Consider the following 6509-nt stretch of genomic DNA (forward strand, 5'->3'; position numbering starts at 1 on the left):
TAATCCTACAAAGGGGTATCTTATTTACAGCCCCATTGAATATTTGAGGCCTGACAGTAGCGGTAAAGTGTGGGTATCCGGCGCTGCGTATGATGTAGGCGCTGGGGTTGAAAAAGTCGAAGTAAACTATAATGGTGTTGCATCAAGCAAAATGACGTTAGAGTTACCGAGCGGCGTGCGAACGGATGTCGGTAACGGCGATGTCAACTTTGTAACATGGAAAGGTGAACTCGATGTCAGCAGTTTTGTAGATGGTACGGGGAAAATCGTCATTACGCCGATTGACCGTGCAAATAATGCCTCTGCTCCGATTGAAGTACCGGTAAAACTGAAGAAAAGTCCTTTGAAGATAAGTGCTGTAGCATTGGGAACGGACATGAACCGGAACGGCACTATCGAAAATGTCAGCACGACGACGGTTGAGACCAAAGCATTAGCTTTAACCTATGATGCCGCTAACCCTGACGGTATCGACAGTGAAAAATATGATTGGCACGGTAAAGCTGACGGCGGTACGTTTAGGTTTAAAAACGATAAGTCGCACATTAAAATTGGAACGACTGGCGGAACCGATCCTAAAAAGTATACGTTGAAATGCGTAACAAACGGTCAGGAAGTAAAAGGTTTAACAGATTTACCGGCAGACGGTGTCATTACGCTGAGTGCGGCTGATTTTACTAAAATAGGTCAAAGTGATGACCTTGCCACAAGCGACCCCAAAAAGCGTAAGCTTCTGCTTACCGTATGGGATTCTGCATCTGGTTTAACTTGCGGTACCGATACGTGGATGGCAGAACTGGAACTTGATGTTATTGTCGATACTACAGACAGAATTGCGCCCACAAACGAGATAAATCCGTTTAAGTGGGTTTCCGAAAGCGATAACAGCTTGTACGGCAACAGCCGCGATAACGGACACATCGAAATCAAGGCGAGCGGTAATTCGCAGGTTTCCGGCAAAATAAGCATTACCGGTACTGCGTATGATGATCAGGTTATTACGGAAATTTGGGCAAAGATCGACGGCTTTACGTTCACCGGCGCAAGTACTACGGATGCTCAAGTAGGTCACAGGCTTGCAACGTATAGTACTTCAACCGGTAATTTTACGGTAGAATCCGGTAATGTTGATACAAACGGATGGAAGTTTACTGTTGTATCGAATGAGTTCAGTGTTGAAGACGGGCATACCGTTAAATGGAGGCTTGATTGGGATAGCTCGAAGATAAATGGCGGTGTCGGAACCAATAAGACCATAACGATAACGGTAAAAGATACCGCTCAAACAAATACCGTGTCTGATAACAGAAAGGTTGATGTCGTGCCGTATATTACGGGGGTCACTAGAAATAGTACCTATAATACAAAGCGTGCGCGAAGCGGTGCTATACCTTTGCTCCGCGGGGAAGCTGGCAATACGATTACAGGCTTTAACTTTGAAGGAAACGCTCCCTCTTTAAAGATTACTGAAAATAAAGACGGAACCGGTTCTCCAGTTCCAATGGAGAGTCTTACTTTAAGTAGTGATAAGAAGAGTTTTAGCTTTACAGTTCCCGATACGGCAAAAGACGGATATCTGCATCTTGTGGTAAACGGTGTTGCTGCGGTGAATAATACAAATGCGTATACCGAAAGCAATATGGAAAAATCCGATACATACGGAACCGAGAAACATTCCGACGACAGATTTGTGCATATCTGGCGTGTAAATAAGGAAGATACGTTTAAGGGCAGTAAAAATGCCATTTATCCTGCAATGAGTAAAGGAACTGACGGTACACTGTATGCTTCATTCAGTAATTACTCAAAGTCGTCAGTGTATTATTCAGATGCATTTACGGGAGGAGGTGCTGTTACAGCCGGAGATGGTGCAACAAGAGTATTTACCGGATATGACCCGCCGGAAGAAACCGATATAACCGTGAATGGAGCGGAAGTAAATGTACTGTATGCTGCAAATTATCATGGAGGTCGTGATTTTGACTGGGGAAACGGAGACTCTAGTTATCCTTGGAACGATACCCAATCTGCAAATGCTGGGGGCTTATATCTCTATGATAAAGATGCACCGCTGGTAGAGGTCAGTACAGTCCCGAATTATTTTAGAATATACCGGTTTGAACTGTTTACTTATGATAATGAATTGCAGCAGTTTAAAAACATACGGACAGTGCGTTCCGGAGACAATATTTATACGGTTTACTATGATCGGTTGACCGGAGCCGTAAAATTCGCCTGGGTAGATGACAGCAAAAAGCCGATTACAAGAGACCAAGCGCTTCCGTGGTGCGTCATTGACGGCAATACCGATGTAACCGATAGCGAATGTGCAGTACCTGACGCTCCGGCTGATGCTCCGGCGGAGCAGAAAACATTTAAATTTGTAAATCCTGACGGTTCAAATAATGAGGCAAAGCCGTATGTACTGAACACATTTGAAGACGGCCTTTCCGTTTCAAATGCGGTGTGGGAATCCATCGCCGTTACGACGACTACACAAGGCTATCCCGTTGTAGTGTACATGGATGCTGCTACAGGAAGCTTGCGCCTTGCAAGAAGTACGAAAAAACAGCCTACGTTGCCTACCGATTGGAAAATTCAAAAGGTTCTCACTTCTTCGGATCCGAACGGTAATCTTGCAAGCGACTACATCAATGCATGTGTCGGCAGCGACGGAGTTCTGCATATCGCATTCCAAAACACCAGAGGGCAGCTCGTGTACGTAAAATCTACAAATACGTCCAATGACGGTTCAACAAAGTATGGTTTTGGCGATTCGGAAGTACTGGATGATTCCGGTACGTCTATAGATATGACCATGGACGGCGCAACTCCGTATATCACGTATGTGTCCCGTCCCAACTCGTACGATGCTATCCGCATTGCCTATAAAACATCTATGGACTTTAACAATACGGGGACGAATGTGGCTGGCTGGGAAACAATGACGGCTCCTCTTAACGAGCGTGCTGCAAACAGCCGTATTTGCATTGAAACACAGGCAAAGCATTACAATGCTACGGGTATGATGCCTGTTGCGGTAGGGTTTACCACCGGTTCGGATTACCGTGCTGCTTTCTATGTAGGCAAGTAGTTGCTTTTGTAAAGTAAAATAAAAGTTTTAGGCATTGTTAAAAAATGGAAGTTTTTTAACAATGCCTTTTTTGTAATCTTTTTCTCTGCCCGCGGCAGGGAGGAGATTCGTAATTAAGAATGCAGAGTTTCCCTTAATTCAAGATGAGGAATTAAGGGGATTGCTGAAAGCAAAAAGTCCGGTGCGCATTGCTCACCGGGCTGTTGTGGTGTTATGGGGCAGCGTTCTGTGTTAGTGTGCAGGATGGAACACTGCTTGCTTTTAATGAGGGGGAGACTAACAAAAATATGAAAGCGAACAGTTGAAAAAAACGAATAAATGAGTTAATATCAAAAAAATCTAATATGTATGAGAGGCAGTCACAGATAAAAAAATGTTGAAAGTTGTGAATGTCCAAAAAGAAATTAATCGCGAAAATTTTTATATCATAAGACTGATTATGATATAAAAATTAGGAGGAACTATATGAAATATACAAAAGCTCCTATTTCAGAAGTTATATTTGGCGTTGTATATACAAAACAGAAGCTTTCTTCTGATGATATTTTCTTTTTGAATGGTCATTTTAAAAATCAATTTCCATTGCTGGAAATACTTTCACCACTAGTAATTGAGAATCTCAATGGGTTTCAGTTACTTCCAAATTTAGATCCGTTATTAAGTGGACCTTTGCTATTACGTCGCAGGTCTTCTGATAATAAATGGTTATTACAAATCCAATCGAACACTATCTATTTAAACTGGATTAGAAATGATTCAGAATCTGTAGGTAATTATATAGGATATTCTGCTGTATATAAGCAATTTGTTTGTATTCTGGATTCCATTAAAGAAATATTAAATATTAATATGTATGAAGATATCAATATGCTCGACCTTTCGTATGGAGATAGAATTGATTGGCAGCGTTATATTCCTGAATTAAGCAAAGTTAATGACCTTATAAATATTTCTACTCCGCCTATTTTTTCAAAAGAAGGTTACAATAATTTATTCGCTAAGTATACTTATGAAGATAGTGAATTGAATGGATTTGGGCTAGTCAATATTAATACCGCCACTTCAATACAGGGAAGTCAAGTAATTAAAATAGAAACTGTATTACGAGGAAATTTGAAAGGTTTTACTTTTACAACATGGTTTGAAGAAGCTCATAAGAAACAATCATTTATCTTTGAGAATCTTTTTACTGACAACCTAAAGAAGGAATGGTTATGATAAACTCCTATAATGGAATAATCTCTCAAAATAGTACTTTATCTAATTTTTCTTTTTTTGAGGATAATTTAAGACCTATTTACCAAAATTCAAAGATTTCTTTTTTTGAGGATAATTTAAAACCTATTTACCAAAATCCAAAGATTTCTTTTTTTGAGGATAATTTAGAACCTATTTACCAAAATTCAAAGATTTCTTTTTTTGAGGATAATTTAGAACCTATTTACCAAAATTCAAAGATTTCTTTTTTTGAGAAAATTAAAACAGAGGATAATTGGGCTATTGTTGAAAAACAAAATTTTGCTCTATTATTAATGAATAGAAAAAAATATCTCGATAGTCTTTCTAGTTTAAATAACAACTGGATTAATGGTAAATCAGAAATTCCAAGTCAAATTTCACTTTCTGTTGGAAAAAGGTTCTTATCAGATCTTACGCGATTAATACTCAACAAAAGAAATCTTCCAATCCCTAAAATAATTATAGGCCCCATACCGAGCGGAGGCATTTGTTTTGAGTTACATATCAATGAAAATAATGCCATGTATGTTTCAATATTTAATGAAGGTACAATTGATATTGATTTAAAGTATTATGATTACTATTATTCAATTACGGAAAGTATGGATGCTAATAAAATAATTTATCAATATAGGCTAATTAATGAATTACCAACCGAATGATGAAATACCGAACGGAGAAGTTCTTTTTCGCTATTGTAATCCGGCAGCATTCCCAGACGGACAGTTGGAAATTCCGATTTCTATTTTTATGGATAGAAGCCTTTCTTGCGATTGGAAATTATTTAGGCAAGATCCATCAACATCATTTCATATTGCTGAAGGAAAGACGCGAATAATTCAAATTAATGTTTGTGAAGCAATTCGTAATCCGGTTAATCCAAAAAGAAGTACACAGATAATCCGTGAGTGGCATCAATCGATTAAATATAGTCCAATAACATCATCAGATAATGATATTCACGGTGAAAATATTGCTCATTCATTGATTATTGGTTTAAAAAAAGCTCCAGTATGCGAAGCTTTTGTAGCAAATTCCTCTTGGTTTGATGTTGTGTGAATATTTAAGCCCAATGCAAGATCCCTGAGTTTAACTGTGTGATGATAGACAACTATACTGAGGGTGGGACAAATAAGCCAGTGCTTGCATGGCTTGGGGATTCCTTTATTGAGTATACTAAGATGAAATGAGGTTTAAGCTAATATAGGTTTACTTTCTCCCGTCGGGGGATTTTTTATGGCTGGAGTTGGTAGTGGGGTCTGAGGTATTGTAACCTTTCTATTTCTTCAAGGCTTAAGCCGGTAGCTTTTGAGATAGCTTCTACAGCAAAACCCATTTCAGTTAAGTTTTTAGCAGTTTCACGGGCTTTTTGATAAGCACCTTGTTCAAAGCCTTGCTGTATTCCTTGAGATATCCCCTTGGCAAAGGCTATTCTGCCTGCCTCTTCTCTCTGTACCGCAATGTCCGTATCATAATCGTATTCGGCTACTAACATATTTTATGACCCCCTTCGATTTCCTTTTGAAAATATACGGCGTATCTACTTCGTTGCTGCACACAAATTAATCCTCAACGTATCAAAGATACGCCTGCGGTTAATTTGTGCTCGCGCCTCGTATCTACACCATCTATTTTCAAAAGTGTTGGTTTTAAAATACATGGGCGCCTGCATCGTCTCAACGTATCAGGACGGGCACGGATGTCCGTGTTTCCATGCAGCAGCGATGTTTGCGAAAGCAAACTCGCCGCCAGCAAATGTACACGGATGTACATTTGCTGGCAAAGCATCTACTCCGTCTATTTTCAAAAGGTGCTGGCTGCGCAGAAGCGGCATCCATAGTGGGGATGATGGAGTAGGGGAGACGCAAAAAGCAAAGCGCCGGATGAGTGAACCTTGCATTTCAAGGTAACCTGTTTAGAAAGGTGAGTTCCCGAACTGGTTTAATGCTTATCGGCTCTTTTTGTGTCTACATGGGTGTGGGTGTTTTTATTTTTGTGGGGGAGAGCGCAAGACATAATTCTGAATTAGTTCAACGCTTCAACTTCCTGTACGGTTAAGCCGGTTCCTTCTGCTATTTTGGCAATATCAATTCCAAGTCTTTTAAATGCGGTTGCAGTTTCACGAGCTTTTTGGTAAGCCCCCTGTTCAATGCCGCGCTCAATACCTTGTTCAATG

General features: G+C 39.9%; 4 protein-coding genes and 1 pseudogene. 4 read left to right on the plus strand and 1 reads right to left on the minus strand.

Annotated features, from left to right (window positions below; translation table 11 throughout):
* From HGH47_RS11805 to HGH47_RS11820, 4 genes and pseudogenes are all read left to right on the plus strand, one after another.
* Positions 1-3094, plus strand: a pseudogene (locus HGH47_RS11805) (hypothetical protein); the annotation flags it as partial.
* A 465-nt stretch (positions 3095-3559) separates the two neighbouring features.
* Complete coding sequence (locus tag HGH47_RS11810) at positions 3560-4312, plus strand: TIGR04255 family protein (RefSeq protein WP_315441994.1); 753 nt, start codon at positions 3560-3562, stop codon at positions 4310-4312.
* On the plus strand, positions 4309-4995 hold the full coding sequence (locus HGH47_RS11815; protein ID WP_212566153.1) for a hypothetical protein: 687 nt from the start codon (positions 4309-4311) through the stop codon (positions 4993-4995). The genes HGH47_RS11810 and HGH47_RS11815 overlap by 4 nt, the downstream gene beginning before the upstream one ends.
* Entirely contained in the window at positions 4976-5392 is a 417-nt protein-coding gene (locus tag HGH47_RS11820) for a hypothetical protein (RefSeq protein WP_212566154.1), read from the plus strand. The genes HGH47_RS11815 and HGH47_RS11820 overlap by 20 nt, the downstream gene beginning before the upstream one ends.
* Positions 5393-5567: 175 nt before the next feature.
* On the opposite strand, the gene HGH47_RS11825 is transcribed toward HGH47_RS11820, so the two are convergent.
* Complete coding sequence (locus tag HGH47_RS11825; RefSeq protein ID WP_212566155.1) at positions 5568-5828, minus strand: hypothetical protein; 261 nt, start codon at positions 5826-5828, stop codon at positions 5568-5570.
* Positions 5829-6509 lie beyond the last annotated feature (681 nt).

Source organism: Treponema sp. OMZ 805 (genome assembly GCF_050937395.1).
GTDB lineage: Bacteria > Spirochaetota > Spirochaetia > Treponematales > Treponemataceae > Treponema.